At 66.0% G+C, this 26,015-nt stretch carries 31 protein-coding genes; 21 read left to right on the plus strand and 10 right to left on the minus strand.

The features are described from left to right. Positions 1-863 precede the first annotated feature (863 nt). The 3 genes from U1703_RS09425 to U1703_RS09435 form a co-directional block, all read right to left on the minus strand. The gene (locus tag U1703_RS09425) at positions 864-998 is read right to left on the minus strand and encodes an entericidin A/B family lipoprotein (protein WP_056434194.1); all 135 of its coding nucleotides are present in this window, start codon (positions 996-998) and stop codon (positions 864-866) included. A 271-nt stretch (positions 999-1,269) separates the two neighbouring features. Continuing rightward, positions 1,270-2,856, minus strand: a complete 1,587-nt coding sequence (locus U1703_RS09430; RefSeq protein ID WP_332785488.1) for a sensor histidine kinase — start codon at positions 2,854-2,856, stop codon at positions 1,270-1,272. An 11-nt stretch (positions 2,857-2,867) separates the two neighbouring features. Then, positions 2,868-3,038: a NepR family anti-sigma factor gene (locus U1703_RS09435; protein ID WP_332785489.1), complete on the minus strand. Its 171-nt coding sequence runs from the start codon at positions 3,036-3,038 to the stop codon at positions 2,868-2,870. Positions 3,039-3,286: 248 nt separating this feature from the next. Here U1703_RS09435 and U1703_RS09440 point away from each other — a divergent pair, with 248 nt between their 5' ends. The 5 genes from U1703_RS09440 to U1703_RS09460 all read left to right on the plus strand — a co-directional run bounded on the left by U1703_RS09440 (position 3,287) and on the right by U1703_RS09460 (position 6,172). Then, on the plus strand, positions 3,287-4,087 hold the full coding sequence (locus tag U1703_RS09440) for a response regulator (RefSeq protein WP_320451937.1): 801 nt from the start codon (positions 3,287-3,289) through the stop codon (positions 4,085-4,087). 71 nt (positions 4,088-4,158) lie between these two features. Further along, a complete protein-coding gene (locus U1703_RS09445; RefSeq protein ID WP_253556788.1) occupies positions 4,159-4,296 on the plus strand; it encodes a hypothetical protein in 138 nt (45 codons plus the stop codon). Between the two features lie 106 nt (positions 4,297-4,402). Then, positions 4,403-5,050 carry a sigma-70 family RNA polymerase sigma factor gene (locus U1703_RS09450; protein ID WP_320451939.1) on the plus strand — a complete coding sequence of 216 codons (648 nt, stop codon included), beginning with the start codon at positions 4,403-4,405 and terminating at the stop codon, positions 5,048-5,050. An 87-nt stretch (positions 5,051-5,137) separates the two neighbouring features. Further along, positions 5,138-5,464 (plus strand): hypothetical protein, encoded by a 327-nt coding sequence (locus U1703_RS09455; RefSeq protein WP_332785490.1) that lies wholly within the window; start codon positions 5,138-5,140, stop codon positions 5,462-5,464. A gap of 84 nt (positions 5,465-5,548) precedes the next feature. Beyond that, positions 5,549-6,172, plus strand: a complete 624-nt coding sequence (locus tag U1703_RS09460) for a DUF6624 domain-containing protein (protein ID WP_332785491.1) — start codon at positions 5,549-5,551, stop codon at positions 6,170-6,172. Between the two features lie 4 nt (positions 6,173-6,176). Here U1703_RS09460 and U1703_RS09465 read toward each other — a convergent pair whose 3' ends face one another. After that, positions 6,177-6,344 carry a hypothetical protein gene (locus U1703_RS09465; RefSeq protein ID WP_320451941.1) on the minus strand — a complete coding sequence of 56 codons (168 nt, stop codon included), beginning with the start codon at positions 6,342-6,344 and terminating at the stop codon, positions 6,177-6,179. Between the two features lie 110 nt (positions 6,345-6,454). On the opposite strand from U1703_RS09465, the gene U1703_RS09470 reads away from it, so the two are divergent. The 7 genes from U1703_RS09470 (at position 6,455) to U1703_RS09500 (ending at position 13,125) form a co-directional block, all read left to right on the plus strand. Next, a complete protein-coding gene (locus tag U1703_RS09470; RefSeq protein WP_332785492.1) occupies positions 6,455-9,115 on the plus strand; it encodes a bifunctional [glutamine synthetase] adenylyltransferase/[glutamine synthetase]-adenylyl-L-tyrosine phosphorylase in 2,661 nt (886 codons plus the stop codon). A 13-nt stretch (positions 9,116-9,128) separates the two neighbouring features. Beyond that, complete coding sequence (locus U1703_RS09475) at positions 9,129-9,584, plus strand: peroxiredoxin (RefSeq protein WP_332785493.1); 456 nt, start codon at positions 9,129-9,131, stop codon at positions 9,582-9,584. Next, on the plus strand, positions 9,581-10,405 hold the full coding sequence (locus U1703_RS09480) for a ferritin-like domain-containing protein (protein WP_332785494.1): 825 nt from the start codon (positions 9,581-9,583) through the stop codon (positions 10,403-10,405). Before U1703_RS09475 ends, U1703_RS09480 begins: the two co-directional genes overlap by 4 nt. 86 nt (positions 10,406-10,491) lie before the next feature. Then, entirely contained in the window at positions 10,492-11,235 is a 744-nt protein-coding gene (locus U1703_RS09485) for a M23 family metallopeptidase (RefSeq protein ID WP_443025786.1), read from the plus strand. Between the two features lie 177 nt (positions 11,236-11,412). After that, on the plus strand, positions 11,413-11,751 hold the full coding sequence (gene erpA / locus U1703_RS09490; RefSeq protein WP_320451944.1) for an iron-sulfur cluster insertion protein ErpA: 339 nt from the start codon (positions 11,413-11,415) through the stop codon (positions 11,749-11,751). 1 nt (position 11,752) lies between these two features. After that, entirely contained in the window at positions 11,753-12,529 is a 777-nt protein-coding gene (gene xth / locus U1703_RS09495) for an exodeoxyribonuclease III (protein ID WP_332785495.1), read from the plus strand. 158 nt (positions 12,530-12,687) lie between these two features. Continuing rightward, positions 12,688-13,125, plus strand: a complete 438-nt coding sequence (locus U1703_RS09500) for a hypothetical protein (protein WP_332785496.1) — start codon at positions 12,688-12,690, stop codon at positions 13,123-13,125. A gap of 54 nt (positions 13,126-13,179) precedes the next feature. Here U1703_RS09500 and U1703_RS09505 read toward each other — a convergent pair whose 3' ends face one another. Both U1703_RS09505 and U1703_RS09510 read right to left on the minus strand, forming a co-directional pair. Then, positions 13,180-13,440 carry an SWIB/MDM2 domain-containing protein gene (locus tag U1703_RS09505; RefSeq protein WP_320451947.1) on the minus strand — a complete coding sequence of 87 codons (261 nt, stop codon included), beginning with the start codon at positions 13,438-13,440 and terminating at the stop codon, positions 13,180-13,182. A gap of 57 nt (positions 13,441-13,497) precedes the next feature. Next, the gene (locus U1703_RS09510; RefSeq protein WP_183952827.1) at positions 13,498-13,701 is read right to left on the minus strand and encodes a hypervirulence associated TUDOR domain-containing protein; all 204 of its coding nucleotides are present in this window, start codon (positions 13,699-13,701) and stop codon (positions 13,498-13,500) included. A gap of 106 nt (positions 13,702-13,807) precedes the next feature. Between U1703_RS09510 and U1703_RS09515 the strand changes: the two genes are divergently transcribed. From U1703_RS09515 to U1703_RS09555, 9 genes are all read left to right on the plus strand, one after another. Next, entirely contained in the window at positions 13,808-14,920 is a 1,113-nt protein-coding gene (locus U1703_RS09515) for an S-(hydroxymethyl)glutathione dehydrogenase/class III alcohol dehydrogenase (RefSeq protein WP_320451948.1), read from the plus strand. Then, positions 14,920-15,306 (plus strand): VOC family protein, encoded by a 387-nt coding sequence (locus U1703_RS09520; protein ID WP_332785497.1) that lies wholly within the window; start codon positions 14,920-14,922, stop codon positions 15,304-15,306. Before U1703_RS09515 ends, U1703_RS09520 begins: the two co-directional genes overlap by 1 nt. Continuing rightward, complete coding sequence (locus U1703_RS09525; protein WP_332785498.1) at positions 15,306-15,689, plus strand: VOC family protein; 384 nt, start codon at positions 15,306-15,308, stop codon at positions 15,687-15,689. The genes U1703_RS09520 and U1703_RS09525 overlap by 1 nt, the downstream gene beginning before the upstream one ends. After that, positions 15,686-16,546, plus strand: coding sequence for a formyltetrahydrofolate deformylase (gene purU, locus U1703_RS09530; RefSeq protein ID WP_332785499.1), 861 nt, complete (start codon positions 15,686-15,688; stop codon positions 16,544-16,546). Before U1703_RS09525 ends, purU begins: the two co-directional genes overlap by 4 nt. Then, entirely contained in the window at positions 16,543-17,385 is an 843-nt protein-coding gene (gene fghA, locus U1703_RS09535) for an S-formylglutathione hydrolase (protein ID WP_332785500.1), read from the plus strand. The genes purU and fghA overlap by 4 nt, the downstream gene beginning before the upstream one ends. Before the next feature lie 201 nt (positions 17,386-17,586). Continuing rightward, positions 17,587-18,213 carry a GTP cyclohydrolase I FolE gene (gene folE, locus U1703_RS09540; protein WP_332785501.1) on the plus strand — a complete coding sequence of 209 codons (627 nt, stop codon included), beginning with the start codon at positions 17,587-17,589 and terminating at the stop codon, positions 18,211-18,213. After that, complete coding sequence (locus U1703_RS09545; protein ID WP_332785502.1) at positions 18,210-18,956, plus strand: SDR family NAD(P)-dependent oxidoreductase; 747 nt, start codon at positions 18,210-18,212, stop codon at positions 18,954-18,956. The genes folE and U1703_RS09545 overlap by 4 nt, the downstream gene beginning before the upstream one ends. Next, a complete protein-coding gene (locus U1703_RS09550) occupies positions 18,953-19,306 on the plus strand; it encodes a dihydroneopterin aldolase (RefSeq protein ID WP_320451955.1) in 354 nt (117 codons plus the stop codon). Before U1703_RS09545 ends, U1703_RS09550 begins: the two co-directional genes overlap by 4 nt. Positions 19,307-19,415: 109 nt before the next feature. Then, positions 19,416-20,876, plus strand: a complete 1,461-nt coding sequence (locus tag U1703_RS09555; RefSeq protein ID WP_332785503.1) for a porin — start codon at positions 19,416-19,418, stop codon at positions 20,874-20,876. 148 nt (positions 20,877-21,024) lie between these two features. Here U1703_RS09555 and U1703_RS09560 read toward each other — a convergent pair whose 3' ends face one another. The 4 genes from U1703_RS09560 to ilvC form a co-directional block, all read right to left on the minus strand. Then, positions 21,025-21,834 (minus strand): hypothetical protein, encoded by an 810-nt coding sequence (locus U1703_RS09560; protein WP_332785504.1) that lies wholly within the window; start codon positions 21,832-21,834, stop codon positions 21,025-21,027. Between the two features lie 39 nt (positions 21,835-21,873). Beyond that, entirely contained in the window at positions 21,874-23,532 is a 1,659-nt protein-coding gene (gene leuA, locus U1703_RS09565) for a 2-isopropylmalate synthase (protein WP_320452352.1), read from the minus strand. Positions 23,533-23,989: 457 nt separating this feature from the next. Beyond that, positions 23,990-24,610, minus strand: a complete 621-nt coding sequence (locus U1703_RS09570; protein ID WP_332785505.1) for a YceI family protein — start codon at positions 24,608-24,610, stop codon at positions 23,990-23,992. 364 nt (positions 24,611-24,974) lie between these two features. After that, on the minus strand, positions 24,975-25,994 hold the full coding sequence (ilvC, locus tag U1703_RS09575; RefSeq protein WP_320451959.1) for a ketol-acid reductoisomerase: 1,020 nt from the start codon (positions 25,992-25,994) through the stop codon (positions 24,975-24,977). Between the last annotated feature and the right edge of the window lie 21 nt (positions 25,995-26,015).

The following is a 26,015-nucleotide window of genomic DNA, read 5'->3' on the forward strand; positions in this document are numbered from 1 at the left end:
CCGAACCGTTCGGCGGCCTGTCGGCACGATAGCCCACCCTCAACAGCCGCAACGACACGGTCCCGCAGATCACGTGATAAAGCTCGACCCATTCGCGCCAGCCTCCTTCCCCAGCACGGATCGTGAATCAGAAAACGGCCGTCATGTGAAGCCCCGATGATTCAATTCGGCTGAAAACCGCTCTAGCCGACCTATCGAGCGACGGTCAAAGCGCTGTTGCGCCCAACCCCAAAGTTGGAACGCGATGACAAGAGGTGGATGCGAAAAAGGCCCCTCCCCTTCAGGGGAGGGGTTGGGGTGGGGCATCGCCCCCGGCTTGGCGTTTGTGGGAGCGTCCCACCCACAAAGGGAGGGGTAGATCAAGCTGACGTCATCGCAGTCAAATCCAGCCTAAACTCCTGCGAAGGCCTAGGCCTGATCGACGTTCATTTCATTCCTCCCCTGGAAGGGGAGGTGGCAGGGCGCAGCCCTGACGGAGGGGTGTACCGGTTGGAGAGTTTGGGGATCACTCGCCACCAGCGACACCCCTCCACCAGCTTCGCTGGTCCCCCTCCCCTTGCAGGGGAGGAATAAATGGAATGTCGATAGGCCTTAGTTGGGGGCACGGGCGCAATGGTCCAGTGCGCTTCGTCAATAAGCCTTCCCGACCAGACCTCGGCCCCCGCCGGATTCGCTGGACGATATCTCAAATCAGGGGATCAAACTGGAATTGCGCCGCCTCGCTCACGAGTGGAAACGACATTGTACCCCAAGACCCGTTCACCCCAACCGAAGCCAAAGGCTACACGCCCACCCCGCCCCAAACGGAAAAGGGCCCCGACGAAATCCGTCGGAGCCCTTTGCAGTTCAGCCGGGTGAAAGGCTTACTTCGCGTCGTTCGCCGTCTTGGCGACGGTGTTGCCTGCCGAACTCACGTCGCGGCCCACGCCTTCGACGGTGTTGCAGGCGCTGACCAGAAGTGCACCGGCAACGATCGCCAGACCCATCAGCTTACGCATTCTTTGTCTCCTCTACGAAATCGTTGATCGCCCAATGCGTCAGCAAGACATTCGTTCCGGTCCTGTTACGGACTGACGTAGCTTCGCGCGCGACTGGAGAAAAAGATTAAGGCCTGGAAGCGTCACCGGGGGGGGGGGAGGGTGGACGCTTCCAGGCCTATGGCTTGGACAGCGAGAGCGGGGGGGCATAAGTTCGCTATCCGAAGATCAGAACACGCTGCCAAGGCAGGGGTTCCCGGCTTTCCCTGCAATCGCGAATCTTTTTTTAGGATCAGTCGCGGCCGACGATCGGCACGGCGATCTCATAGGCGCCGGTCAGCGGATCGTGGTGCAGCGGCGCGCGCAGTTGACGCGCCAGGCCTTCCATCACGCGCCCATAACGCTTACCGATCAGGCTACGCAGTTCGTCGGTTTCCACCAGCGCGCGCGACACCACACGCACCAGGGCGCGGTTTTCCTGCTCGGCCGGCTTGATCGCCACGCGAATCTGCGCAGCGGAGTCGCAGTTCATCGCCAGCTCGATCGTCTCGGTCACCAGGAAGGCGACCGCGACCGCGACATCCTGGTTGACCAGCAGCGGCGCCACATCGAGCGAGATGCCGATGCCGGACGCATTTTCTGGCGCGGTGGCGCGGATATTGGCGGCCAGTTCGCCGATCATGGTGCGCAGGTTGAGCCCGCGATTTTCCTCCAGTTCGGCAAAGTGATGGCGATGCACGACCGCCAGCGCATCGACGCGCCGCTGGATCGACGAATAGGCCGCCATGGCCTCGGGGCTTGTCGCGCCGCGTGCATGGAAATTGATCAGGCTGGAGATGACCTGCAGGTTGTTCTTGACCCGGTGATGGACTTCACGGGTCAGCTTGGTCTGGCGGACAAGCCCTTCGGCCAGACCGGCCTCATGGGTGGCGACGGTGCGGGTGATCGCCTCGAACGTGTCGGCCAGGTCGCGAATTTCCTGCGCGGGTGCCGCCTCGACCTGCGAGATGTCGAGCACCTCGCCTGGCTGATAGGTGGCGACGATGGCGCGCAGTCGCCGCAGCGGACGGATCAGCAGCCGGTCGACGATGAACCAGCCCAGCACGACGGCGGCCAGCCACATCAGCAGCGGCAGAGCGAGTGCGACGATTAGCGACGAGGTGATCGGCGCGCTGGGTGCCGAGGTGCGCAGGACCAGCCCGGCGATGCCGAGTTCGGTGCGCATCGACTTCATGCGCTCCAGCGTCGAGGATTTCGGCCGCTGATGGATGGGCAACAACTCACCATCCAGTTCCAGCGCCGATTCGACCGGCATCGCGGTGCTGCTCTGGTCGATCAGCGACTGGAGAAAGGGGAGGGGAAAGAAGGCGCGGGCCTGGGCGCGACCGTCCTGGCTGGACGCCGCCAGGACCAGTCCCTTGCCCGGCAGGACGTCCGCGCTGAACGGCGATCCGTCGACCGGGGTCGGCAGCGCGGCGGGCAGCGGATCGCCGCACAGCGTCCGGCCGTTGCGATCGGTGATCAGGAAACGCGCGCCGGTCAGCGACTGCTGCGCGAAGACGCCCTGCGCCCGTGCGCAGCTCGCCATGTCCAGCGGGTCCTTGCCCATCGCGCGCACCGCGACGCGCAGCGCGGTCATGTCACCCATCAATTCGGCGGCAATCGCCCGGGCATCTTCGTTCGCGGCGATCCGCAGTCGGCCGCTGGCCTCGCTGTCGGCCAGGCGCGTCGTCTGAAGCGTGGCGAAGACGGCGATCGCGGCAAGGATGAGCAAGGTGCTGCCGAGGACAAGCACGAGTTTGGCGCCCGTCGCCAGGCGGGGCGGGGCGGGACGGAGGCGCTCGGGCGCCTCGACGTCAGTGGGTGGAATGCTGGCCATGTGGCCGGACGTCAGCCCAGCTTGCTGAGAAGATCAAGCATCTCGTTGGGGATCTTTTCGTCCACCGTCTTCTGATAGGCTTGGCGAAGCGCCGAGCCCGCATCTTTCTCGCCACCCTTTTGGAGAGCGGCGGACGGCGTCTTCTTCGTCTTGTTGCCCAAACTCAAAATATCCCCCTGCACGACCCACTAGCGGGGCAACCGACGCATTGGCAGCCGTGGCACCGCCGGTCGGCGTGACGCCCAAAGCCATAGTTGATGTGGCGATGAAACCAAATTCGATCTGGTTGGTTCCCGATACGATACGAAAAATCCGAGTGCCCTGCCGTTCGCGGCATGGCGGGCGGTGATTTCGCGGAACGGCATTGAAAACACGAGCGTGGACCAGCACATCGGGTCCTCGCCAATACCTCAGGGAGTGATCATTACCCATGTCGCTTGGACAGCAGCTTGCGCCCCATCTTCCCTTCCTGCGGCGCTATGGCCGGGCCCTGACCGGCAGCCAGATGCACGGCGACAAATATGTCCGCGCCACGCTGGAGGCGATTGTCGCGGCCCCGGACCAGTTTCCGCGGGACGTCGATCCCCGTCTTGGCCTGTACCGCATGTTCCAGGGCATCTGGTCGTCGGCCAATTATGACGAACTGGACAATGACGGCACCGATGCGGACGGTAACGAAGGCGTGGCGCGCGCCCGCCTTGCCCGGATGACCCCGCTGTCGCGGCAGGCGCTCCTGCTCACCGCGATGGAGGGCTTCACGCCCGAGGACGCGGCCTATCTGATCGACGTCGAGCCGAGCGAGGTCGAGAATCTCGTCTCCGAGGCGCTGGCCGAGATCGAGAACCAGACCCGTGCCCGCGTGCTCATCATCGAGGACGAGCCGATCATCGCGATGGATATCGAGACGATCGTGCGCGACCTGGGTCACGAAGTCACCGGCGTCGCCGTGACCCGTGACGAGGCCGTGGCGCTGGCCATGGAGGATCGTCCCGGCCTGGTGCTGGCGGATATCCAACTCGCCGACGACAGCTCGGGCATCGATGCGGTCAAGGACATCTTGGCCGAGTTCGAGGTGCCGGTGATCTTCATCACCGCCTTCCCCGAGCGCCTGTTGACCGGCGAGCGTCCGGAGCCGACCTTCCTGATCACCAAGCCCTTCCAGCGTTCGACCGTAAAGGCGGCGATCAGCCAGGCGCTGTTCTTCGACCAGAGCACGGTTCCCGCCGAGTAATCGGCAGGGCCGGGGCGGGCATAAAGCAATCGGTTACGGACCCAAAACGGTTGAGAGGCGTTGAGGTAGACATGGCTGATCCCAATGAACCCATTCATGTCGCCAAAGAGGATGCCAGGGCAGGCTCCACGCCGCATGTCACGCGGTATGTCCTGCCCATATCGTTGGTGCTCGTGATCGTGATCTTCGCCTTCCTGGTGTTGCGCTGATACGAGTCCGGCCGAATATGGTCCCGGTATGGCTGGCAATTCTGTCCCGGCCACCTTATATTTTGAAACGGTCGATGCTTCGGCCGTTTCCGATGATCGGATTTTCATGACGCAGCCACTGACGCGGGACGATATTGAGGACGACGCGGTCGAAGCGCCCGTCGAACACGTCGCGCTGCCAGATTCCGAATTCAAGGCGGAGCTGGCGCGGGTCATCCCCCATCTTCGCGCCTTTGGCCGCTCGCTGTCGGGCAGCCGTGACCTCGCCGACGACCTCGTGCAGGAAACGCTGCTCAAGGCATGGGCCGCGCGGCAGCGGTTCCAAGCAGGCACCAACATGCGCGCCTGGACCTTCATCATCCTGCGCAACCTCTATCTGTCGCAGATGCGCCGTGCGCGCTTCAAGGGCGAGTGGGATGACCTGGTTGCCGACCGCATCCTGGCTGCCCCGGCCAGCCAGGACCGCCATGTCGAACTGGGCGATATGCAGCGCGCGTTGATGCACCTGCCTCAGCCGCAGCGCGAGGCGCTGATCCTCGTCGGCGCGGGTGGCTTTGCCTATGAGGAAGCGGCCGAGATCTGCAACGTCGCGGTCGGCACGATTAAGAGCCGCGTGGCGCGCGGTCGCGTTGCGCTGGAGACGATCCTGACCGAAGGCTCGCTTCCCTCGCGTCGTCTGCATGAAACGGACAGCAGCAAGACCGCGCTCGATACGATCATGGGTGATGTCGATCAGCTGAGCGGCGGGCGGTAAGCGCTTTTCTTCTCAGCTTTTAACAAGTGGCCGCCCCGGTGTTGATCGGGGCGGCCATTTTCTGTTTGGGCGATCCGCTTGACAGTCATGGGGGTGATCCTGTCCGATCTGATCATGCGCGTAATGGCCCTGATCTTTTCCGCTTTTCTACTGACAGCGGCCACGCCGCCGGTCCCGGATGTGCTGAAACCGTATATCCACGGCGATCGCTTCGATCCCGGCGATTACAGATGGATGAAGGGGCGCTTCCCCGATGCAACGCCGGAGGAGAAGGCGCAGGACAAGCAGGTCCGGGATTGGATGATGGCTTCCTATATGGCGGCCTTGAATGACACGCGTGCCGAGCTTCGGACCATGGGCATCGACGATCCCCAGCTAAAGGGCGTACCGGTTGGTGGCGTCATTGATTCCTAGGTTTCGGCCGGGCTCGATACATCGCTTTGGCCGAGTTTTGCTGCCTTCCAGCAATCTCTCGCGACGGCTGCACCGATTGCGGACATGTATCTGATGGCGGTGGAGTCCGCCAAGACGATCAGCGCCTCCAGAACGGCCAAACTTCATGATCTTTTGATGGCCCGCCCGATGGGAGAGCAGATGCTGCGTTATGGCGGTGCCTGGGGGGCTGATGGCACGGTGGCGGCGCCCGTTGTTCCCGAGCCGGTCAAAGCGATCGTACTGTCGCGGATTATGGCGGCAGGAATGCTCGAAGATCGCGCCAATACCGAATGGCTCAAGCGGATCGTCAAGGCGCAGGGGTGGCCCAAGCGATCAGAGGTCGGTGACGACGCGGCGGACGAAGCCTGGTTACTGGTACAGCACGCCGATGCCGACCCGGCGTTCCAACTCACGGTGCTGCGCGCAATGGAACCTCTTGGTCCCAGCGGCGAGGTATCCAAGACGAATTATGCCTATCTCTATGACCGGGTGATGCTGAAGATTACTGGCAAGCAGCGTTATGCAACACAGGCTATGTGCGACAATGGCAAGCGTGTACCGCAGCCCTTGGAAAATGATAAGGCGGTTGACCGGCTGCGCGCAAAGGTAGGGCTCAAGCCCATGCCAGACTATCTGGCAGGCATGGACAAGATATACGGCCAGTGCCCGCCGGGTAAGAGGCTATAGCCGTTCAAGTCCGCTTGCACCGCTGGTCCAGTCGCGCCAGCAGGCGCACCCAGATGTCCGGGAGCCGCGTCGGCCGCGAATAGGCCGAGCGGAGCGCGCAGCCGATATCGTCCGTGCGCTGGGGTGCGCGGACGAAGCGGATGTCGCTGGTCTCGGATTCGGTGCTCGTCATGCCAACATAACCAATCACGTCTTGACAAGTTGCAAATCCTCTGAATTGCTTTTTGTTGACCTGCTGGAAAGCGTTTCTTTCGACGGCGCGGACGGGGTAGAAGCCGTGGCATGAACACCCTGTCCCGTTCCCTATTGCCCGACGCGGTCGATCGCGCGCGTCGGCATTCGTCCTTCCTGGCGATGCTGCTCGACCGGGAGCCGGAGATTGCGGCGGCGGCGCAGGCGGGTGAGCTGCTCGCGCTCCGGGGCGTGGCGGATGATGTGCCGGTCGGTACGCGCCTGCGTCGCGAGCGGCGCGCGCTGGCGCTGACGGTGGCACTCGGCGATCTGGCGGGGTTGTACGACCTGACGGGCGTGACCCACCGGCTGACCGACTTCGCCGACCGCGCGCTCGACGAAGCGATCCGCGCCGCGATCGAGGAGCGTACGCCAGGGGCAGAGCCGGTCGGCTTCGCCGCCATCGCGCTGGGCAAGCAAGGCAGCCGTGAACTCAATTATTCGTCCGATATCGACCCCATCCTGATCTTCGATCCCATGACGTTGCCGCGGCGCCCACGCGAGGAGCCGGAGGATGCGGCGGTGCGGATCGGCAAACGGGTGGCCGAACTGCTCCAGGCGCGCGACGGCGACGGTTATGTGCTGCGTGTCGACCTGCGCCTGCGCCCCTCGCCCGAGGCGACACCGATCGCAATTCCCGTCGAGGGGGCGATCGCCTATTATGAAAGCCAGGCGCTGACTTGGGAGCGGGCGGCCTTCATTCGCTCGCGGGCGGCGGCGGGTGATACCGCGCTGGGCCAGCGTTTCCTCGACGCGATCCGCCCGTTCGTCTGGCGCCGCGCGCTCGATTTCGGCGCGGTCGGCGAGATTCGCGACCTGACCCGCCGCATCCGCGACCATCATGCACAGGGCCAGGCGATGGGGCCGGGCTATGACCTGAAGCGCGGACGGGGCGGCATTCGCGAGATCGAGTTCTTTGCGCAGATCCATCAGCTGATCCATGGCGGCCGCGATCCCGCCCTGCGCGCGCCCGCCACCCGCGATGCGCTGGCCCGGCTGGCGGAGGCGGGGCGGATCGACGCGATCGATGCGGTGGCGCTGTCCGATGCCTATGTCCTGCTGCGGACGATCGAGCACCGGGTGCAGATGATCGACGATCGCCAGACCCACCAACTGCCAACGGGCGAGGGGACGACACGCGTCGCCCGGTTGCACGGCCTGGCCGATGGGCAGGCGCTTGTCGGGTTGCTGGCGCCGGTCACGGCGCGGGTCGGGGCGATCTATGATGCGCTGGATGCCGATGAGCGACCGCGCCTGCCACATGATCCGGTGCTGTTGAACGAACGGCTGGCGGCGGCGGGCCTCAAGGATGTCGAGGCGGCGACCCGGCGGATCGCGGCGTGGCGTGGTGGCGATTATGCCGCGCTGCGCAGCCCGGCGGCGCGCGAGGCGCTGGACGCGGTGCTGCCCACCCTGGTGGAGGCGCTGGGTGAGGCACCCGACTCCGATGCCGCGATCCTGAAGCTCGATTCGCTGTTCGAGCGGATGACGAGCGCGATCAACATCTTCCGCCTGCTGGAGGCGCGGCCGGGCCTGGCCAGCCTGACCGTCGCGATCCTCAGCCATGCCGCGCCGCTGGCGGCTGAACTGGCGCGACGGCCGGCGCTGCTCGACGGGCTGATCGATGCCTCGGCCTTTGAGCCCCTGCCTGCGGTCCCATTCCTCGAACGCGACATGCGCGGGGGTGAGAGCGGGCAGGATTATCAGGACCGGCTGGACCATGTCCGCCGCGTGGTGGGTGAGCTTCGCTTCGCCCTGGGCGCGCAGATCGTTGCGGGGCGCGCCGACCCGCTGGAGGTGGCGGGCGGCTATGCCCGCGTGGCGGAGGCGGCGGTGGCGGTGCTGGCGCAGGCGACGGTGGATGAATTCACCACGGCGCATGGCCGGGTGCCGGGCAGTGAGCTGGTCATCCTGGCGTTGGGGCGGATGGGGGGGGCGGCGCTGACCCATGCCTCCGACCTCGACCTCGTCTATCTGTTTACCGGCGACTTCGCGGGGGAGTCGGACGGGCCAAAGCCGCTAGGCGCGACGCTTTATTACAACCGGCTGGCGCAGCGGGTGACGGCGGCGCTGTCGGTGCCGACCCAGGCCGGACCGCTCTATCCGGTCGATACGCGGCTGCGGCCCTCGGGCACGCAGGGGCCGCTGGTCGTGTCGGTCGAGAGTTTTGCGCGATATCAGCGCGAGAATGCCTGGACCTGGGAGCATATGGCTTTGACCCGCGCCCGCCCGATCTACGGATCGGACGCGGCGCGGGCAGAGGTGGCCGCGATCATCGCCGATGTACTGAACGGCAACCGGCCACCTCGCGACGTGGCGGCGGAGGCCGGTGAGATGCGTGCCGAAATGGCGCGGCACAAGCCGCCACAGGGGCCGCTCGACATCAAGCTGCTGCCCGGTGGCCTGGTCGACCTGGAGTTTGCGGTGCACCGGGCGCAGCTGATCCACCGGACCGGGTTCGATCCCGATCTGGGCCAGGCGATCGCGGGGCTGGTCGCGGCTGGGCTGATGCCGCCGTCGATGGCGCAGGCGCATGACGTGCTGACCCGCGCGCTGGTCGCCTTCCGCCTGCTGGTGCCCGATGGGCAGGAGCCGTCCGAGCTGACCCGCCCGCTGATCGTGCGCGCCATGGGCCTGCCCGACTGGGCGGCGGTGGTTGCCACGCTGGCGGCGACGCGTCAGGAGGTGGGCCGGATATGGTCCCAAGCGTGATGGGGAGATGAAGATGCAACAGGGTGATGCGATCCCGGCGGTGACGGTCACGGCCGCGAACGACGCGCCGCTGGCGCTGGGCGACCTGACCGGGCCGCTGGTCGTCTATTTCTATCCCAAGGACGACACCAGCGGCTGCACGCGCGAGGCGCAGGACTTCACCGCATTGGCCGGGGATTTCGAGCAGGCGGGCGTACGGGTGATCGGCATCTCGAAGGACAGCCCCGCCAAGCACCGCAAGTTCGCCGAGAAGCATGCGCTGGCGGTCGAACTGGTCAGCGATGAGGACGGCACGGCATGCGAGGCGTTCGGCGTCTGGGGTGAAAAGAAGCTCTACGGCAAGACCTATATGGGCATCGAGCGCGCGACCTTCCTGTTCGGTCGCGACGGCACGCTGGCGCAGAGCTGGCGGAAGGTGAAGGTGCCGGGCCATGCCCAGGCCGTGCTGGAGGCGGTGCGCGCGCTTTGACGACGATCGCCCAAGCCTGCGCGGCGGTGCTGCGCGAAAGCGATCCGCGGACCAAGGTGCGGGCCGCGCGGGCGGTGGCGCGTGGCTGGCGTCGGGGAGCGCTGGCGCATGAATTCGATGTCGCCATGCCCGACGCGCCGGGGCGACCCGATCGCCCCGAGCTGCTGCCACCCAACCGGATGCCCAAGCGTGGGCGCGGCGGATCCGAAAAGGGGCGGATCGCGCTGCTCCATGCACTGGCGCATATCGAGTTCTCGGCGATCGACCTGGCCTTCGACGCGGCGGGGCGGTTCGGTGCGCAATTCCCTCGCGCCTTTGTCGACGACTGGATCTCGGTGGGCGCGGACGAGGCGATGCATTTCGCGGTGCTCGATCGCCGGTTGCGCACGCTGGGCTCGGGCTATGGCGCGTTGCCCGCCCATGCCGGTCTGTGGGAATCGGCGGAGGCGACCGCGCATGATGCCATGGCGAGGCTGGCCGTGGTGCCGATGGTGCTGGAGGCAAGGGGGCTCGACGTCACGCCCGAGACGGTGGCGCGGGTCCGCGCCGGGGGCGACGAACCCTCGGCCCGCATCCTCCAGCGCATCTATACCGACGAAATCCGGCATGTCGGATTTGGCGCGAAATGGTTCGGTTATCTCGCCGCCGGTCACGAAATCGAACCCGCGCAGCACTGGCAGATGCTGGTCCGGCGGCACTTCCGGGGCGTCGTTAAGCCACCGTTCAACGTTTCGGCGCGCGAGTCAGCCGGTTTGACGCGCGATTTCTATGAACCCCTTGCGGACATGGAACCCGTAAAGGCACAAGCTGACCGTCTGTAACGCGGTGGGGCTGCGAAACAGGATTGGATGGACGAAGCCGGCAATCCCGACTGTGGGATCGCTCGGCGAGAGCATGTCGGGGTTCGATGAAGCAGCTTGCACTATCCGGTAAATCGATTGCTTCGCGCGTCCGATCCGTTGTTGCCACCGCCGCCGTCATCGGCCTGATCACGCCCGCAGCCTTCGCCGCCTCGGCACCCGCCGCGCCCAAGGCGTCGAGCCGGGCCCCCGCCTCGGTCGGCGGTGAGTTCATTCCCGCCAACAGCGCCGAGGCCTCGGCCGACCTTCGCACCGACCAGCAGTTTCGCACCCTGTTCCAAAGCTGGAAGAAGATGGACGCCCGCCAGAATGGCGTGATCGCGATCCCGTCGGTCCATCCGGTCGAAAAGCTTCAGTTCACCAGCAATTTCGGCATCCGGTCCGATCCGTTCCGCGGCACCGCCGCGATGCACGCCGGGGTCGATATTCCGGGTCCGATCGGCACCCCCATCTATGCCACCGCCGACGGCATCGTCGACCATGCGGGCTGGCAGGGGGGCTATGGTAACCTGGTCGAGGTCAACCATGGCAAGGGCATCGCGACCCGTTACGGCCATCTCTCCAAGATCCTCGTCGCCGATGGCGCCCGGGTGACGCGTGGCCAGCTGATCGCGCTGATGGGTTCGACCGGCCGTTCGACCGGCTCGCACCTTCATTACGAAGTCCGCATGGACGGCCACGCCGTCAATCCCGTGCCTTTCCTGACGACGGGCGATTATCTGACCGCCTCGCAGGATCATGCGATCCACCAGATCCCCGTGTCGACCGACGGCCCGGCGGCGCAGGACTGAATTTCGATCCTCCCCGGCACGGGGAGGGGGACCGCTCGCAGAGCGGTGGAGGGGAATCGCGGCCAGAGGCGTCGCCTGGGGAAGTCTCCTCCGTCGGAACTTCGGTCTGCCACCTCCCCGAGCCGGGGAGGATTTAGTGGGATTGCCCCTACCGCCCCCCGCGCCTATCTGAACTCCATGGCCACCAGCATTTCCGAAATCGCGCTGACCCCGGCTGCCGCGGCTCGCGTCGCGACGATCGCCGAGCGGCAGAACAAGCCCGCCATCCTGCGCCTGTCGGTCGAAGGCGGCGGCTGTTCGGGCTTCCAGTATAAATTCGGCCTGGCCGACGCCCCGGCCCAGGACGATGCGGTCGCGCTGACGGACGGCGTCACGCTGGTCGTCGACAGCATCAGCCTGGATTTGGTCCGGGGTGCGCAGGTCGATTATGTCGAGTCCCTCGGCGGCGCGGCTTTTCAGGTAAAGAACCCCAACGCGGCCTCGGGCTGTGGCTGCGGCACCAGCTTCTCGGTCTGACGTGAAGATCACCACCTACAACGTCAACGGGATCAAGGCCCGTGGCCCCCGCCTGCTCGAATATCTGGCCGAGGCGGATGCCGACATCGTCTGCCTTCAGGAGTTGAAGGCCAGCGATGAAACGTTCCCGATCAAGGATATCGAGGCCGCTGGTTACGGTGCGGTCTGGCATGGCCAGAAGAGCTGGAACGGCGTCGCGGTCCTCGCGCGCGGTGCCCAGCCGGTCGAGCGGCAACGCGGCCTGGCGGGAGAGGACGAGGACGAGCATAGCCGCTACCTCGAATGCGAGGTGAACGGCCTAGTCGTCGCCTCGCTCTATCTCCCCAACGGCAATCCGCAGCCGGGGCCGAAATTCGACTATAAGCTGCGCTGGATGGAGCGGCTGGCCAAGCGTGCGCGCGAATTGCTGGCCGAGGAAGTGCCCGCCGTGCTGGCGGGGGATTACAACGTCATCCCGAATGACGACGACACCTTTTCGGTTCCCGTGATGGCAAGCGATGCGCTGATGCAGCCGGAGAGCCGTGAGGCCTATCGCCGGTTGCTGGCGCAGGGGTGGACGGACTCGCTGCGCACCCGCGCGCCCAAGGGCGGGGTGTGGACCTTCTGGGACTATCAGGCCGGATCGTGGCAGCGCGATGCGGGGTTCCGCATCGACCATCTGCTGCTCAGTCCGCAGGCCGCCGACCGGCTGGTCGATGCGGGCGTCGACAAGAACTATCGCGGGCGGGAAAAGGCCAGTGACCATGCCCCGACCTGGGTGAAGCTGCGCGACCAGTAATTCCTCCCCTGCAAGGGGAGGTGGCAGGCCGAAGGCCTGACGGAGGGGTGCCACGGCCGATGGCGTGATCCATCGCTGTCGGTTACACCCCTCCACCACCGCTTCGCGGCGGTGCCCCTTCCCTTGCAAGGGAGGAATGCTTCGAACAGAGACCGCCCATGCGCCGTGCCGCTATCCTGCTGATCCTTACCCTGACATTGACCGCCTGTGACCAGCGCGGCAACACCGACGCACGCGTCGCCGACGCGGACGCGCAGGAGCGCGCACGGCAGGAAAAGGTCGCCAAGGACATGGTCGCGCAGACCGAGGATCAGGTGCGGGTCAAGATGCTGGAGCAGCGTCTGGCGGCGCTGGAGGCGCAGGTCGCCCTGATGCAGGCGGATCGCAAGATGCTGGATGCGCAACTGGTCGAGCAGCGATTGAACCAGATTGAGGCGGGACGGGTGGCGGGCGATGCCGCTCCGGTGGCTACGCCGACACCGTCGGCCGGTCCGGTCGCTGCGGGGCGTAGCGGTGCTGTGCCGTCTGCGGCACGGGCACCCAGAGCCACCGCGACACCGTCCGCACGCAAGCCGCTGGTCCTGGACCTGCGATAGTCGCGCACGGACGGAGACGACGCCCCGGCATGGTGGCCAGGGCGCAGGTGACGGTTACTTCTTCAGGTGCGCCGAGATGTACTTGTTCATCTCAAACATCGTGCACTTGTCCTTGCCGAACACCTTCTTCAGCTTGTCGTCGGCCAGGATCTCCCGCTTGTTCTCGGGGTTCTGCAGGTTGTTGGCCTTGATGTAATCCCACACCTTGCTGATGACCTGGCTGCGCGGCAGCTTCTCGTTGCCAACGATCGCGCCCAGTTCCTCGGAGGGCTGGACCGGTGCGTGGATGCCGGTGCCCGTGGTTGCGGTGGCCATGATATTCCTTCCCTTAATCCTTCTGCGCCCCGACCGTGCCGGTGGGTCGCGCGTGAATCACGCCTTCTTCAGCGCGTCCGCCTTGTGCGCCGCCTTTCCGCCGTTGTCACTCTCTACTATGTATTGCGGCTCGTCCTTGGATGCGCGGACGGTATGGCCCTTGATCTGGGTGTCGCTGGTCTGCTTCTTGACGACCTTGCCTTCGGCGGTGCCGCCATGGCTGTTCCACTCGACATGATCGCCCTTCTTGAACTCGGTCATCGTCACTCTCCTGACTGGTGGTCGGTACCAATCCTCCAGGGCTTTCGTTGGTTGCACCGGCGCGCGCCACGGGGCATCAGGGCCGCCATCCAAGGAGACAGGAACCATGAAGACCCGCGCCGCCGTCGCCTTCGAGGCGAAGAAGCCGCTCGAAATCGTCGAACTCGATCTGGAGGGGCCCAAGGCCGGTGAGGTCCTGGTCGAGATCATGGCGACCGGCATCTGCCATACCGACGCCTATACCCTGGACGGGCTGGACAGCGAAGGCATCTTCCCCAGCGTGCTCGGCCATGAGGGTTGCGGCATCGTGCGCGAGGTGGGCGCGGGCGTGACCAGCGTGGTGCCGGGCGATCATGTCATCCCGCTCTACACGCCGGAATGCCGCCAGTGTAAGTCGTGCCTGTCGGGCAAGACGAACCTGTGCACCGCGATCCGCGCAACCCAGGGCAAGGGCCTGATGCCCGACGGCACGACCCGCTTCAGCTACAAGGGGCAGCCGATCTTTCATTATATGGGCTGCTCGACCTTCTCGAACTTCACCGTCCTGCCCGAGATCGCGGTGGCGAAGATTCGTGAGGACGCGCCGTTCGACACCAGCTGCTATATCGGCTGCGGCGTGACGACGGGCGTCGGCGCGGTGGTCAACACCGCCAAGGTGCAGCCGGGCGAGAATATCGTCGTCTTCGGTCTGGGCGGCATCGGCCTGAACGTCATCCAGGGCGCCAAGCTGGCGGGCGCGGGTCGGATCATCGGTGTCGACATCAACCCGGCGCGCGAGGAATGGGGCCGTCGCTTCGGCATGACCCATTTCCTCAACTCCAAGGGGCTGAGCCGCGAGGAGACGATCGCCAAGATCCTCGAGCTGACCGATGGCGGCGCGGACTACAGCTTCGACGCGACCGGCAATACCGAGGTGATGCGCACCGCGTTGGAATCCTGCCATCGCGGCTGGGGCACCTCGATCATCATCGGCGTTGCCGAGGCGGGCAAGGAGATCAGCACGCGGCCGTTCCAGCTGGTGACAGGGCGCAACTGGCGCGGCACGGCGTTCGGCGGCGCGCGCGGGCGGACCGACACGCCCAAGATCGTCGACTGGTATATGAACGGCAAGATCGAGATCGACCCGATGATCACCCACCGGCTGACCCTGGAGGAGATCAACAAGGGCTTCGACCTGATGCATGCGGGCGAGAGCATCCGCAGCGTGGTGATCTTCTGATGTTCAGCCATATCGTCATCGGCGCGGACGACATCGCGCAGGCCAAGCGTTTCTATGACGCGATCCTGGGCGTGATCGGTGCGCCGGAGGGCGTGGTCGATCCGCTCGGGCGGCTGGTCTACAGCCACAAGGGTTCGCGCTTCCTGATCACCCGGCCGCTCAACGGCGAGCCCGCGACCCATGCCAATGGCGGGACGCTGGGCTTCGCGGTGGACTCGCCCGAACAGGCCGATGCCTGGCATAGCGCGGGCCTGGCGCATGGCGGCACCGCGATCGAGGACCCGCCGGGCTATCGCCATCCGCCGGTGGGCAAGGTCTATCTGGCCTATCTGCGTGATCCGACCGGCAACAAGCTGTGCGCGCGGCATCTGGTGGAGGCGAACTGATGTATACGCATGTCATGGTCGGATCGAACGACATCGCACGGTCCAAGGCATTCTACGACGCGCTGTTTACCGCGCTGGGCGGCGAGCCGGGCATGCAGGCCGGGGAGCGGCTTCTTTACCGTCACAACGGCGCGGCCTTCATGGTGACCCGGCCGATCGACGGGCAGGCGGCGACTTTCGCCAATGGCGGCACCATCGGGCTGGGCGCGGCCGATCCGGCGCAGCTCGACGCCGCACATGCGGCGGGTGTCGCGCATGGCGGTACGGCGATCGAAGCCCCCGTGGGCGAGCGTCAGACGCCGATGGGACCGGCCTATCTCGGCTATCTGCGCGATCCCGACGGCAACAAGCTTTGCCTCGGCTGTCGTCCGCCGAAAGCGTGAGCAACGACTATATCCTGACGCTGGCCTGCCAGGACCGGGTCGGCATCGTCGCGGCGGTGTCGGGCGCGCTGGCGGGGATCGACGGCTTCATCCTCGACAGCCAGCAATATGCCGATCTGGAGACGGGGCGCTTCTTCCTGCGCATCGTCTTCACCGGACAGGGGGCGCGCTTCCCCACCTCGGTCGAGGGGGTGAGGGCTGCGCTGGCCGAGCCCGCCACGCGGTTCGGCTTCGACTGGCATGTCGCCCCCGCCGCCGAGCGGCCGCGGATGCTGATCGCGGTGTCGAAGGGGTCGCACTGCCTGAACGACCTGCTCCATCGCTGGCGAACCAACACGCTGCCGGTCGAGATCGTCGGCGTCGTCTCCAACCATGACAGCCTTCGCCCGCTCGTCGAATGGCATGGCCTGCCCTGGCATCACCTGCCGGTCGACAACAGCAATCGTGCCGAACAGGAAGCGGCGATGCTGGCGTTGATGGAGAGCACCCGCGCCGATTATCTGGTGCTCGCCCGTTACATGCAGGTGCTGGGCGAGCGGCTGGTCGCGGCGCTTCCGGGGCGGTGCATCAACATCCATCACAGCTTCCTGCCCGGCTTCAAGGGCGCGCAGCCCTATCACCGCGCCCATGCGCGCGGCGTGAAGCTGATCGGTGCGACGGCGCATTTCGTGACCGCCGACCTGGACGAGGGGCCGATCATCGAGCAGGCGGTCGAGCGTGTCGATCACCGCGCCAGCGTCGACGACCTGATCCGCATCGGCCGCGATATCGAGGCGCAGGTGCTGGCCCGCGCGGTCGCCTGGGTGGGTGAGCGGCGAGTGTTCCTCAATGACAACCGGACGGTGGTGTTCCGATGACGATCGAGACGATTTCGACCTCCAAGGCCTTTGGTGGCATCCAGGGCGTGTACGCGCATGACAGCGCGGCAACCGGCACGCGCATGACCTTCTCGGTCTTCGTGCCGGAGCATGAGGCGGGGGAGAAGCTGCCCGTGCTCTGGTATCTGTCGGGGCTGACCTGCACCCATGCCAATGTCACTGACAAGGGCGAGTATCGGGGCCCATGCGCCGAGCACCGGGTGATCTTCATCGCCCCCGACACCTCGCCGCGCGGGGAAGGTGTCGCCAATGACGACGCCTATGACATGGGGCAGGGCGCGGGCTTCTATGTCGATGCCACGCAGGAACCCTGGGCGAAGCATTTCCAGATGCGGACCTATATCGAACAGGAACTGCCCGCGCTGATCGCCGAGCATTCCCCGGCCGCCGACATGGGCGCGCAAGCGATCACCGGTCATTCGATGGGCGGCCACGGCGCGCTGACCATCGGCCTGCGCAATCCCGACCGCTTCCGCAGCGTGTCGGCCTTTGCCCCCATCGTCGCACCGTCCCAGGTGCCCTGGGGTGAGAAGGCGCTGGGCGGTTATCTGGGCCCGGACCGGGCGGCGTGGCGACAGGCGGATGCGGTCGCGCTGATCGAGGACGGCGCGCGGGTGCCCGACCTGCTGGTCGACCAGGGCGATGCCGACCAGTTCCTGACCGAGCAACTCCGCCCCGAATTGCTGGCCGAGGCGTGCGAGCAGGCGGGGATCGCCCTGACGCTGCGGATGCAGCCGGGGTACGACCATAGCTACCACTTCATCTCGACCTTCATGGCCGACCATGTGGCCTGGGCGGCGGAGCGGCTGCGGCGGTAAGCTAATCCCTGTTCAGTCCTGGCGAAGTCGCAGGCCCTGCTATGAGCGGATCAAGTAGGATCAGCGCATGTTCCTTCCCTGTAAGGGGAGGAATTCGGGGCAAACTATCTTCTGGCTGAACGGAGGGCTGGGCCAAGACCCAGATTTTGCACCCTCGCCATCGATCCGCTAACGCACCGACTTTGACGTGAAGGACAATATATGAGTTGCGCGCACGGCGACCCGGACGATGGCGATCTGATCGGCGAAGACGGCAAGATCGCTGTCCCGGACCATGTCGCGGACGCGATCCGCACGCTGATCGCCTGGGCCGGGGACGATCCCACGCGCGAGGGGCTGGTCGATACGCCCAAGCGCGTCGCACGCGCCTGGGCTGAATATTGCGCGGGCTATGCCGACGATCCGGCCGTCCACCTGTCGCGGGTGTTCGAGGAGGTTGGCGGCTATGACGAGATCGTGCTGCTGAAGGACATTCCCTTCCAGTCGCATTGCGAACACCACATGGCCCCGATCATCGGCGTCGCGCATATCGCCTATCTGCCGCGCAATCATGTCGTCGGTATCTCCAAGCTGGCGCGCGTGCTGCATGGCTTTGCCCGCCGGTTGCAGGTGCAGGAGCGGCTGACCGCCGAGGTCGCCGACTGCATCTGGGAAAACCTCAAGCCGCTGGGCGTCGCGGTGGTGATCGAGGCGACGCATGGCTGCATGACCTCTCGCGGGGTGCGCACGCCGGGCGTTTCGATGGTGACGAGCCGCATGATGGGCACGTTCCGCGACGACGATCGCAGCCGCAAGGAAGTGCTGGCGCTGATGGGCCAGCGCGGATGACGCGCCGCACCGTCCTGATCACCGGAGCGGCCAAGCGGCTGGGCGCGCATATCGCCCGGCGGCTGGCGGCGGACGGGCATCGGCCGGTGATCCACTATAACGGCTCGTGCGAAGAGGCGGTGGCGCTGGCGGCGGAACTGGACGCGCCGATGGTGCAGGGCAATCTGGCCGAGCTGGACGGCATCGACGCGCTGTTCGCCCGCGCGCGCGTGGCGGCGGGCGGGCCGATCGACGGGCTGGTCAACAGCGCCTCGGCCTTTGTCTTCGACCGGCCACCGGAAACGGACGCCGCCCTGATGGCCAGGCTCTATGCGATCAACGCTGCCGCGCCGGCCCTGCTGGCGTCGGCGCTGGCGCGGCAGGACGATGTGCAGGACGGCGCGGTGGTCGATATCCTCGACCAGAAGCTGGCCAATCCGAACCCCGATTTCTTCGCCTATAGCTGCGCCAAATTCGCGTTGGCGGGGGCCAACACGATGCTGGCGCAGGCGCTGGGCCCGCGCATCGCGGTCAATGCGGTGGCGCCCGGCCTGACGCTGCAGAGCGGCGACCAGAGCGATGCGGAATTTGCCGAGGCGGCGATAAAGAACCTGCTAGGCTGCGCCATCGGTGCGGCGGCGGTGGCGGAGGCCGTATCCTTCCTGCTGACGGCCAAGGGGCTTCGCGGCCAGACGCTGTATGTCGATTGCGGCCAGCGCTTCTGCCGCCGCGACGGCGATGTGATGTTCGAAGGACGGGCGTGACCGCAACCTACAAGATCCTGCTCGACGAGATGACGGTGGCGATGCATCTGGGCATCTATCCGCATGAGGTCGCGCCCCAGCCGGTCAGCCTGTCGGTGGCGATGACCGTCACCTATCCGGCCGCACCCAATGCCGACCGGATCGAGGAGGTCCTCGACTATGACTTCCTGCGCGAGGGCATATTGGCGATGGCGCGCGGGCCGGGCTTCGCGCTGCAGGAAAGCCTGTGCGAGGCGGTGGCGGCCTTGTGCCTGGCCGACCCGCGCGTGACGGCGGTCAAGGTTCGCTCGACCAAGACCGATATCTATCCCGACGCCCGGATCGGCTGCGAGATCGAACGCACCCGCTGACCATGGCCGATGGGCCTGCCGTTCATCTTAACGGGAATGTCATCAAACTGTTGCGAAAGGACCTGCTGCTGCCCTAAGCCGCCGCGACCAACAGGGCAGGGCGTTCAGCGTGACCAAGACGTTATTCCATCGCGGCCCTATCGGGCTGGCGGTCGCGCTCGCGATCGGCGTCGTTCCTGCGCCTGCCGTCGCACAGACCGTGCAAGAGCTTCAGCAGCAGATCAACGAGTTGAAGGCGCAGATCAAGGCGCTGACCGACGCGCAGAAGGCTGGGTTGACGTCTGCCCCGATGCCGCCCGCCGTTCTGCCCGCCGCCCCGCCTGTCGTTGCCGCCGTGCAGCCTGCGCCCGCGGTGCCACCGGTGGTGACGCCGGAGCCGCAGCGGGTGGCCAGCGCCCCCAAGCCGCCGTCCGCCCGCTCGCCCTGGTACGAACGGCTGCGCCTGCGCGGTTATACGCAGCTTCGCTACAACGCCCTGCTCGACAGCGAGGATGCGCCGGGCCCCAATGGTTCGCGGCTGCGCTCGGTCCATGACGCCTCGATCAACGATGATGGCGGCTTCCTGCTGCGCCGCGTCCGGCTGGTTTTGCAGGGCGATATCACCGATCGGCTGCAACTCTATTTCCAACATGACTTCGGCGCGGCGGTGAACAACCAGTCGAGCACCGAGCGGCGCGAGAATTTCGGCCAGTTGCGCGATGTCTATGTCGACTGGTTCCTGGACCCAGAACGCCGCCTGCGCCTGCGCTTCGGCCAGTCCAAGGTGCCGTTCGGCTGGGAGAATCTGCAATCCTCATCCAACCGCCTGCCGCTTGACCGCTCGGATGCGATCAACAGCGGCGTGCCGGGCGAGCGCGACGTCGGGATCAACGTCTATTACACCCCCGCGCCGGTTCAGGCGATCTGGGACCGGCTGACCAAGAACAAGCAGAAGCTGTTCGGCAATTACGGTGCGTTCGGGCTGGCCGTCTATAACGGGCAGGGGACCAACCGGACCGAGCGGACCGACAATCTGATGAAGGTCGCCATGGCCAGCTGGCCCTTCGCGCTCGACGGGCTGGGGCCGCTGTTCCGGGGGCAGGTGCTGGAAGTGGGCGGCTCCGCGCTGTTCAACCGTTTTCGCCCCGAACTGCGCAGCGGCGGGGTCAGCACCGTCGACTATCGCGATGATCGGGTCGCCGTCCATGCCATCCTCTACCCGCAGCCTTTCGGTATCCAGACCGAATGGACCACCGGCTGGGGACCGCAATATGACAATGCGCTGGGGCTCGTCCGCTCCAGCCGTCTGGGCGGCGGCTATGTCCAGCTGATGGCGAATGTCGGCCAGACCCCGATCGGTCGCGCCATCCCCTATGTCCGCTGGCAGCATTATCGCGGCGGCTGGAAAGCCAATGTCGATGCGCCGCGTCTGGAAACCGACGAGTGGGAATTGGGCACCGAAATCCAGTTGGTCGACGCGCTGGAACTCACCCTGGCCTATGCCCGGATGGAACGACGGGAGGCGGATCCCCGCCGCTTCGGCCGCGCCACCGGCGACCTGATCCGGACCCAGTTGCAGTTCACCTATTGAGGGTGGCGCCGATACTCCCCGGCACGGGGAGGGGGACCATGCGTAGCATGGTGGAGGGGGCTCTCCGCAAAGGATGCACGCCGTGGAAGCCCCCCTCCGTCAGGCCTAGCGGCCTGCCACCTCCCCGTGCCGGGGAGGATCATCTGCTTCAATCGCCCCCGCCGGGGCCGTTGAAGTCGATGCGGATGCGCACCCATTCGCCGACCATCACCTTGCCGCCGATACGTGGCGCGCGGACGCGGAACTGCCAGGCGGCCTCGCGCATCGAGCGGCCCAGGCCCAGTCCGACCGGGGACTCGCCCAGGATGCGGCAATTCTCGACCCGGTAGTCGGGGATGGTCTTGCACGCGATCAGCGCCCAGCTGCCGGGCGGCGGTGCGGCGCGGAGATAGCCGTTCAACTCGGCATTGCTCGGGCGGTGCGGATACCATTCGGCATTGTACAGCCTCTGGCCGCCAGGGCCTTCGCCCGGACCATAGGCCGAGGCGCTGTCCTCGCCACGATCGTCGCCATTGCTCGACCCGACACCCTTGCCCTCACCCTTGGGCATCGCGGCGATGTTACCGCCTTCGAACAGCGACTTGTCGCCCCATTGCCAGGGCGTCGGCGCGGAGGTGTCGGCCTGTTTTTCGGTCGGCGGCGTGGGCGTGTCGGGCTGTTTCTGCGTCGCGGGTGCCTTCGACCCACCCGCCGCCGCCGGTTTGCGGGTCACGGTGCGGGTTTCGGGCACCGGTGCGCCGGCCTCCCTGTCCGACGGCGACACGGAGAAGGTGTTGAGCGCGGAGGACCGCTCGGGCTCGATCAGCTTGGGCGCGAGGTGGAACAGCAGCCATGCGAGGAGCAGGTGCGCGATCACCGTGAGGGTGATCGACGCGCCCCGCTCGCGCAGCTTCTCGCGATAGCGTTCGGGGATGAACGCCCACCGGCCCGACGACGAAGGAGGAGCGACCACCGCCATCGTCGTCGTCTTAGCCGGGAAAGGTCGCGTGCGCGCGCATCAGGCCCGATTGGCGGCGGATAGCACCGCCCGGACGCTGGCGGTGGCGATGTCGGTATCGAGGCCGACCCCGAAGACGATTCGCCCGTCGGCGGTGCGCGCCTCGACATAGGCGGCGGCCTGCGCATCGGCACCGTGACCGATGGCATGTTCGTTATAGTCGATCACCTCCAGCGCCGGGCCGGTCGTGTCGGCGAGCGCGGCGATCACGCTGGAGATCAGGCCGTTGCCGCGCCCAGAGATCGAACGTTCCTCGCCCGCCACCAGCACGCGGCCGATAAAGGTCCGCTGTCCCGCCGTGCCGCTTTCCTCATAGTCGCGCAGGACGAACCGGTCGTCGTCGCGCGGCAGATAGGTTGCTTCGAACCCGCCCCAGATATCGGCGGCGTTCAATTCGCGGCTGGTCGCGTCGGCCATCGCCTGGACGTGGCGGCTGAAATCGGCCTGGAGCCGCTTGGGCAGTTTCAGCCCCTTATCCTGCTCGATCACCCAGGCGACGCCGCCCTTGCCCGATTGCGAATTGACGCGGATCACCGCTTCATAGCTGCGGCCCAGATCGGCGGGATCGATGGGGAGGTACGGCACTTCCCACAGATCGTCGTTGCGCTGTCCCTGGGCGGCAAAGCCCTTCTTGATCGCGTCCTGGTGGCTGCCCGAAAAGGCGGTGAAGACCAGGTCGCCCGCATAGGGGGTGCGCGGATGCACGGGCAGGTTGGTGCAATAATTCACCGTGTTCACCACCTCGTCGATGTCCGACAGGTCGAGGCGGGGGTCGACGCCTTGGGTGTACAGGTTGAGCGCGACCGTCACGAGGTCGCAATTTCCGGTGCGCTCGCCATTGCCCAGCAGGCAACCCTCGACCCGGTCGGCACCCGCCATCACGCCCAGCTCGGCGGCGGCGACGCCCGTCCCGCGATCGTTATGCGTGTGCAGCGATATGACCACCGAATCGCGGTTCGGGATGTTGCGGCCGAACCATTCGATCTGGTCGGCATAGACGTTGGGCGTCGCGCACTCGACGGTGGCGGGCAGGTTCAGGATCAGCGGATGCTCGGGCGTGGGCTTCAGCACGTCCATGACGGCGGCACATACCTCGACCGAGAAATCCAGCTCGGCAGTCGAGAAGGTCTCGGGGCTGTATTCGAACTGCCACCGCGTGTCGGGGCGCTTGGCGGCTTCGTCGCGCAGGATCTTGGCGCCCTCGACCGCGATTTTCCGCACCTCGTCGCGCGTCATGCCGAACACGATCTTGCGCCACGCCGGGCTGACCGCATTGTACAGATGGACGATCGCGGTGCGCGCGCCCTCCAGGCTTTCGAAGCTGCGCTCGATCAGGTCGCGGCGCGACTGGGTCAGCACCTGGATCGTCACGTCCTCGGGGATGCGATCCTCGCGGATCAGGCCGGAGATGAAGTCGAACTCGGTCGCGCCCGCGCTCGGGAAGCCGACCTCGATCTCCTTCAGTCCGACCTTGACGAGCAGGTCGAACATCCGCGTCTTCTTCTCCGCGTCCATCGGATCGATCAGTGCCTGGTTGCCGTCACGCAGATCGGTCGACAGCCAGCGCGGCGCCTTGGTGATCGTGCGGTTCGGCCATTGCCGGTCGGGCAGGGCGATGGTGGGGAAGGGGCGGTATTTGGTGGAGGGATCGCGCAGCATGATCGTCGGGTCTTCCAGCATTCTCGGCCGCATCTGGCCAAAGGTGCGGCGGGGACAGGCTTATCGGTTCATTCCGCCCTTAGGGAAGTCGCGCATGGCCACGCCGATCCTCCCCTAAGGGCGGATAAGTCGAAGCGAACGGAGCAGCGGCGCGGCGATCATGATGGAGCGGTTCATGCCGCGTCGGGGCCCTGTTGTCCATATCGAGATTGATGACGCGCGCCTGACGACGGCGGCACAAACGAACGAGGCCGCCCCTTATGGGAGCGGCCTTGCGGTCTACGGATTGCCCCAAGGACTGGTCATTCGCCCCCCTGTACACCACCCCAGCGACGGCCGGGGTCCAGTTCCCGAGCGATGCCGGTGGCTTACCGGCGTTTACCCATCTGGATCCCGGCCTTCGCCGGGATGGTGTATAGGAGGCTGCAAGGACCCTGGTCTTGGGGCGGGCCCGGAATTACTGCGCGGTGAAGGCGGCGTTGATCGTCAGGTCGACCTCGTCACCCACGACCGGGACATAGGCGCCGACGCCGAAGTCCGAACGCTTGATCTTGCCCATTGCGCGGAAACCGATGTTCAGCTTCTTCGACATCGGATTGGTGCCCGCACCGAAGAAGGTGGCGTTCAGCGTGACCGGCTTGGTCTGGTCCTTGATGGTCAGGTTGCCGGTGATGACGGCCTTGTTGCCCATCACCTTCACGCCCGTCGAGACGAAGCGCGCGGTCGGATAGGTCGCGGCGTCGAAAAAGTCCTTCGACTTCAGGTGGTTCGCGAAAGGTGCGGCGGTGACCGAGAGGTTGTCGATCTTGAAGGTCACGTCGACCTTGGCCGCCTGCGGGCGGGCCGGATCGATGGTCAGCGTGCCTTCCGACGCGCCGAACTGCCCCTCGAGCATCGAGAAGCCCATATGGTTCAGCGACCAGGTGACCTGGGTGTGTGCGGGGTCGACGGCATAGGTGCCCGCGACGACGCGCGAGGCGATGGCGGCGCCCGGCGTGCCGGTCGGGGCGGCCTTGGTCTGGGCGATGGCAGGGGCGGCAATGACGAGCGCCATGGCGGCGGGAAGAACGAAACGCATGGGTGGTAACTCCCTGTTGGACGGTGGCCTTTGTGGGCTGTGCGCTCAACGCACGTCAAAGGCCAAGGTCGCAACGATGCGTTTCCGGGTTGGAATGGGGAGGGTTGGTCTCTGCGAGGTCCCTTGCCCTCCCCCATCCCCTCCCGCTTGCGGGAGGGGAGAGGTTTGGGGCGGCTGTTCCATTTTTCGCAGAAGCCGCTGGTTAGTTGAAGCGCTTGCGGCGCCCGCTTGGCAGGCCCCTCCCGCAAGCGAGTTTCAGGTCGGTCATGCCCCCGGCATGACCTGAACGATGCGGGGCATCGTTTACCTGAAACTGGGATGGGGGAGGGCCCAGTGTCTCACCGAGCCCACCCCCAAGAACAAATCAGTTCTTCGCCTTGTCCACCAGCTTGTTCGCGCCGATCCACGGCATCATCGCGCGCAGTTCGCTGCCGACCTGCTCGATCGGGTGGCGCTTGGCGGCGATGCGGCTGGCCTTCAGTTCGGGCTGGCCGGCGCGGTTGTCGAGAACGAAGTCCTTCACGAAGCGGCCCGACTGGATGTCGGCCAGGACGCGCTTCATTTCCTTCTTCGTCTCTTCGGTGATGATGCGCGGGCCGGTCTTGATGTCGCCATATTCGGCGGTGTTCGAGATCGAATAGCGCATGTTGGCGATGCCGCCCTCATACATCAGGTCGACGATCAGCTTCAGCTCATGCAGGCACTCGAAATAGGCCATTTCGGGGGCATAGCCCGCCTCGACCAGCGTCTCGAAGCCCGCCTGGACCAGCGCGGTCGCGCCGCCGCACAGCACGGCCTGCTCGCCGAACAGGTCGGTTTCGCACTCTTCGCGGAAATTCGTCTCGATGATGCCCGAACGACCGCCGCCGACGCCCGACGCATAGGCCAGCGCCACGTCATGCGCGTTGCCGCTGGCATCCTGGTGGATCGCGATCAGGCAGGGCACGCCGCCGCCGCGCACATATTCGCTGCGCACGGTGTGGCCGGGACCCTTGGGTGCGATCATGATGACGTCAATGTCGGCGGGCGGCTCGATCAGGCCGAAATGCACGTTCAGGCCGTGTGCGAAGGCAAGCGCCGCGCCGGGCTTCATATTGCCCTTCAGATCGGCGTCATAGATCGCGGCCTGATGCTCGTCGGGGGCCAGGATCATCAGGATGTCGGCCCAGGCGGCGGCCTCCTTGTTCGACAGGACCTTGAAGCCCGCGCCTTCCGCCTTGGCGGCCGAGGCCGAACCGGGGCGCAGCGCGATCGCGACATTCTTGACGCCCGAATCGCGCAGGTTCTGCGCATGGGCATGACCCTGCGAGCCGTAACCCAGGATGGCGATGTTCTTCTCGGAGATCAGGTTCAGATCGGCGTCGCGATCGTAATACACACGCATTGGACTTCCCTTTCGAAATGG

Origin of the sequence: Sphingomonas flavida (assembly GCF_036663655.1) — a bacterium.
In the GTDB taxonomy this organism is placed as follows: domain Bacteria; phylum Pseudomonadota; class Alphaproteobacteria; order Sphingomonadales; family Sphingomonadaceae; genus Sphingomonas.

What these genes read in the sequence shown, in the direction of transcription:
- U1703_RS09425 (WP_056434194.1), bottom strand. Translation starts at nt 998, where the DNA reads ATGCGTAAGCTGATGGGTCTGGCGATCGTTGCCGGTGCACTTCTGGTC.
- U1703_RS09430 (WP_332785488.1), bottom strand. Translation starts at nt 2,856, where the DNA reads ATGGCCAGCATTCCACCCACTGACGTCGAGGCGCCCGAGCGCCTCCGT.
- U1703_RS09440 (WP_320451937.1), top strand. Translation starts at nt 3,287, where the DNA reads ATGTCGCTTGGACAGCAGCTTGCGCCCCATCTTCCCTTCCTGCGGCGC.
- U1703_RS09445 (WP_253556788.1), top strand. Translation starts at nt 4,159, where the DNA reads ATGGCTGATCCCAATGAACCCATTCATGTCGCCAAAGAGGATGCCAGG.
- U1703_RS09450 (WP_320451939.1), top strand. Translation starts at nt 4,403, where the DNA reads ATGACGCAGCCACTGACGCGGGACGATATTGAGGACGACGCGGTCGAA.
- U1703_RS09455 (WP_332785490.1), top strand. Translation starts at nt 5,138, where the DNA reads ATGGGGGTGATCCTGTCCGATCTGATCATGCGCGTAATGGCCCTGATC.
- U1703_RS09460 (WP_332785491.1), top strand. Translation starts at nt 5,549, where the DNA reads ATGTATCTGATGGCGGTGGAGTCCGCCAAGACGATCAGCGCCTCCAGA.
- U1703_RS09465 (WP_320451941.1), bottom strand. Translation starts at nt 6,344, where the DNA reads ATGACGAGCACCGAATCCGAGACCAGCGACATCCGCTTCGTCCGCGCA.
- U1703_RS09470 (WP_332785492.1), top strand. Translation starts at nt 6,455, where the DNA reads ATGAACACCCTGTCCCGTTCCCTATTGCCCGACGCGGTCGATCGCGCG.
- U1703_RS09475 (WP_332785493.1), top strand. Translation starts at nt 9,129, where the DNA reads ATGCAACAGGGTGATGCGATCCCGGCGGTGACGGTCACGGCCGCGAAC.
- U1703_RS09485 (WP_443025786.1), top strand. Translation starts at nt 10,492, where the DNA reads ATGAAGCAGCTTGCACTATCCGGTAAATCGATTGCTTCGCGCGTCCGA.
- erpA (WP_320451944.1), top strand. Translation starts at nt 11,413, where the DNA reads ATGGCCACCAGCATTTCCGAAATCGCGCTGACCCCGGCTGCCGCGGCT.
- U1703_RS09500 (WP_332785496.1), top strand. Translation starts at nt 12,688, where the DNA reads ATGCGCCGTGCCGCTATCCTGCTGATCCTTACCCTGACATTGACCGCC.
- U1703_RS09505 (WP_320451947.1), bottom strand. Translation starts at nt 13,440, where the DNA reads ATGGCCACCGCAACCACGGGCACCGGCATCCACGCACCGGTCCAGCCC.
- U1703_RS09510 (WP_183952827.1), bottom strand. Translation starts at nt 13,701, where the DNA reads ATGACCGAGTTCAAGAAGGGCGATCATGTCGAGTGGAACAGCCATGGC.
- U1703_RS09515 (WP_320451948.1), top strand. Translation starts at nt 13,808, where the DNA reads ATGAAGACCCGCGCCGCCGTCGCCTTCGAGGCGAAGAAGCCGCTCGAA.
- U1703_RS09520 (WP_332785497.1), top strand. Translation starts at nt 14,920, where the DNA reads ATGTTCAGCCATATCGTCATCGGCGCGGACGACATCGCGCAGGCCAAG.
- U1703_RS09525 (WP_332785498.1), top strand. Translation starts at nt 15,306, where the DNA reads ATGTATACGCATGTCATGGTCGGATCGAACGACATCGCACGGTCCAAG.
- fghA (WP_332785500.1), top strand. Translation starts at nt 16,543, where the DNA reads ATGACGATCGAGACGATTTCGACCTCCAAGGCCTTTGGTGGCATCCAG.
- folE (WP_332785501.1), top strand. Translation starts at nt 17,587, where the DNA reads ATGAGTTGCGCGCACGGCGACCCGGACGATGGCGATCTGATCGGCGAA.
- U1703_RS09545 (WP_332785502.1), top strand. Translation starts at nt 18,210, where the DNA reads ATGACGCGCCGCACCGTCCTGATCACCGGAGCGGCCAAGCGGCTGGGC.
- U1703_RS09560 (WP_332785504.1), bottom strand. Translation starts at nt 21,834, where the DNA reads ATGGCGGTGGTCGCTCCTCCTTCGTCGTCGGGCCGGTGGGCGTTCATC.
- leuA (WP_320452352.1), bottom strand. Translation starts at nt 23,532, where the DNA reads ATGCTGCGCGATCCCTCCACCAAATACCGCCCCTTCCCCACCATCGCC.
- U1703_RS09570 (WP_332785505.1), bottom strand. Translation starts at nt 24,610, where the DNA reads ATGCGTTTCGTTCTTCCCGCCGCCATGGCGCTCGTCATTGCCGCCCCT.
- ilvC (WP_320451959.1), bottom strand. Translation starts at nt 25,994, where the DNA reads ATGCGTGTGTATTACGATCGCGACGCCGATCTGAACCTGATCTCCGAG.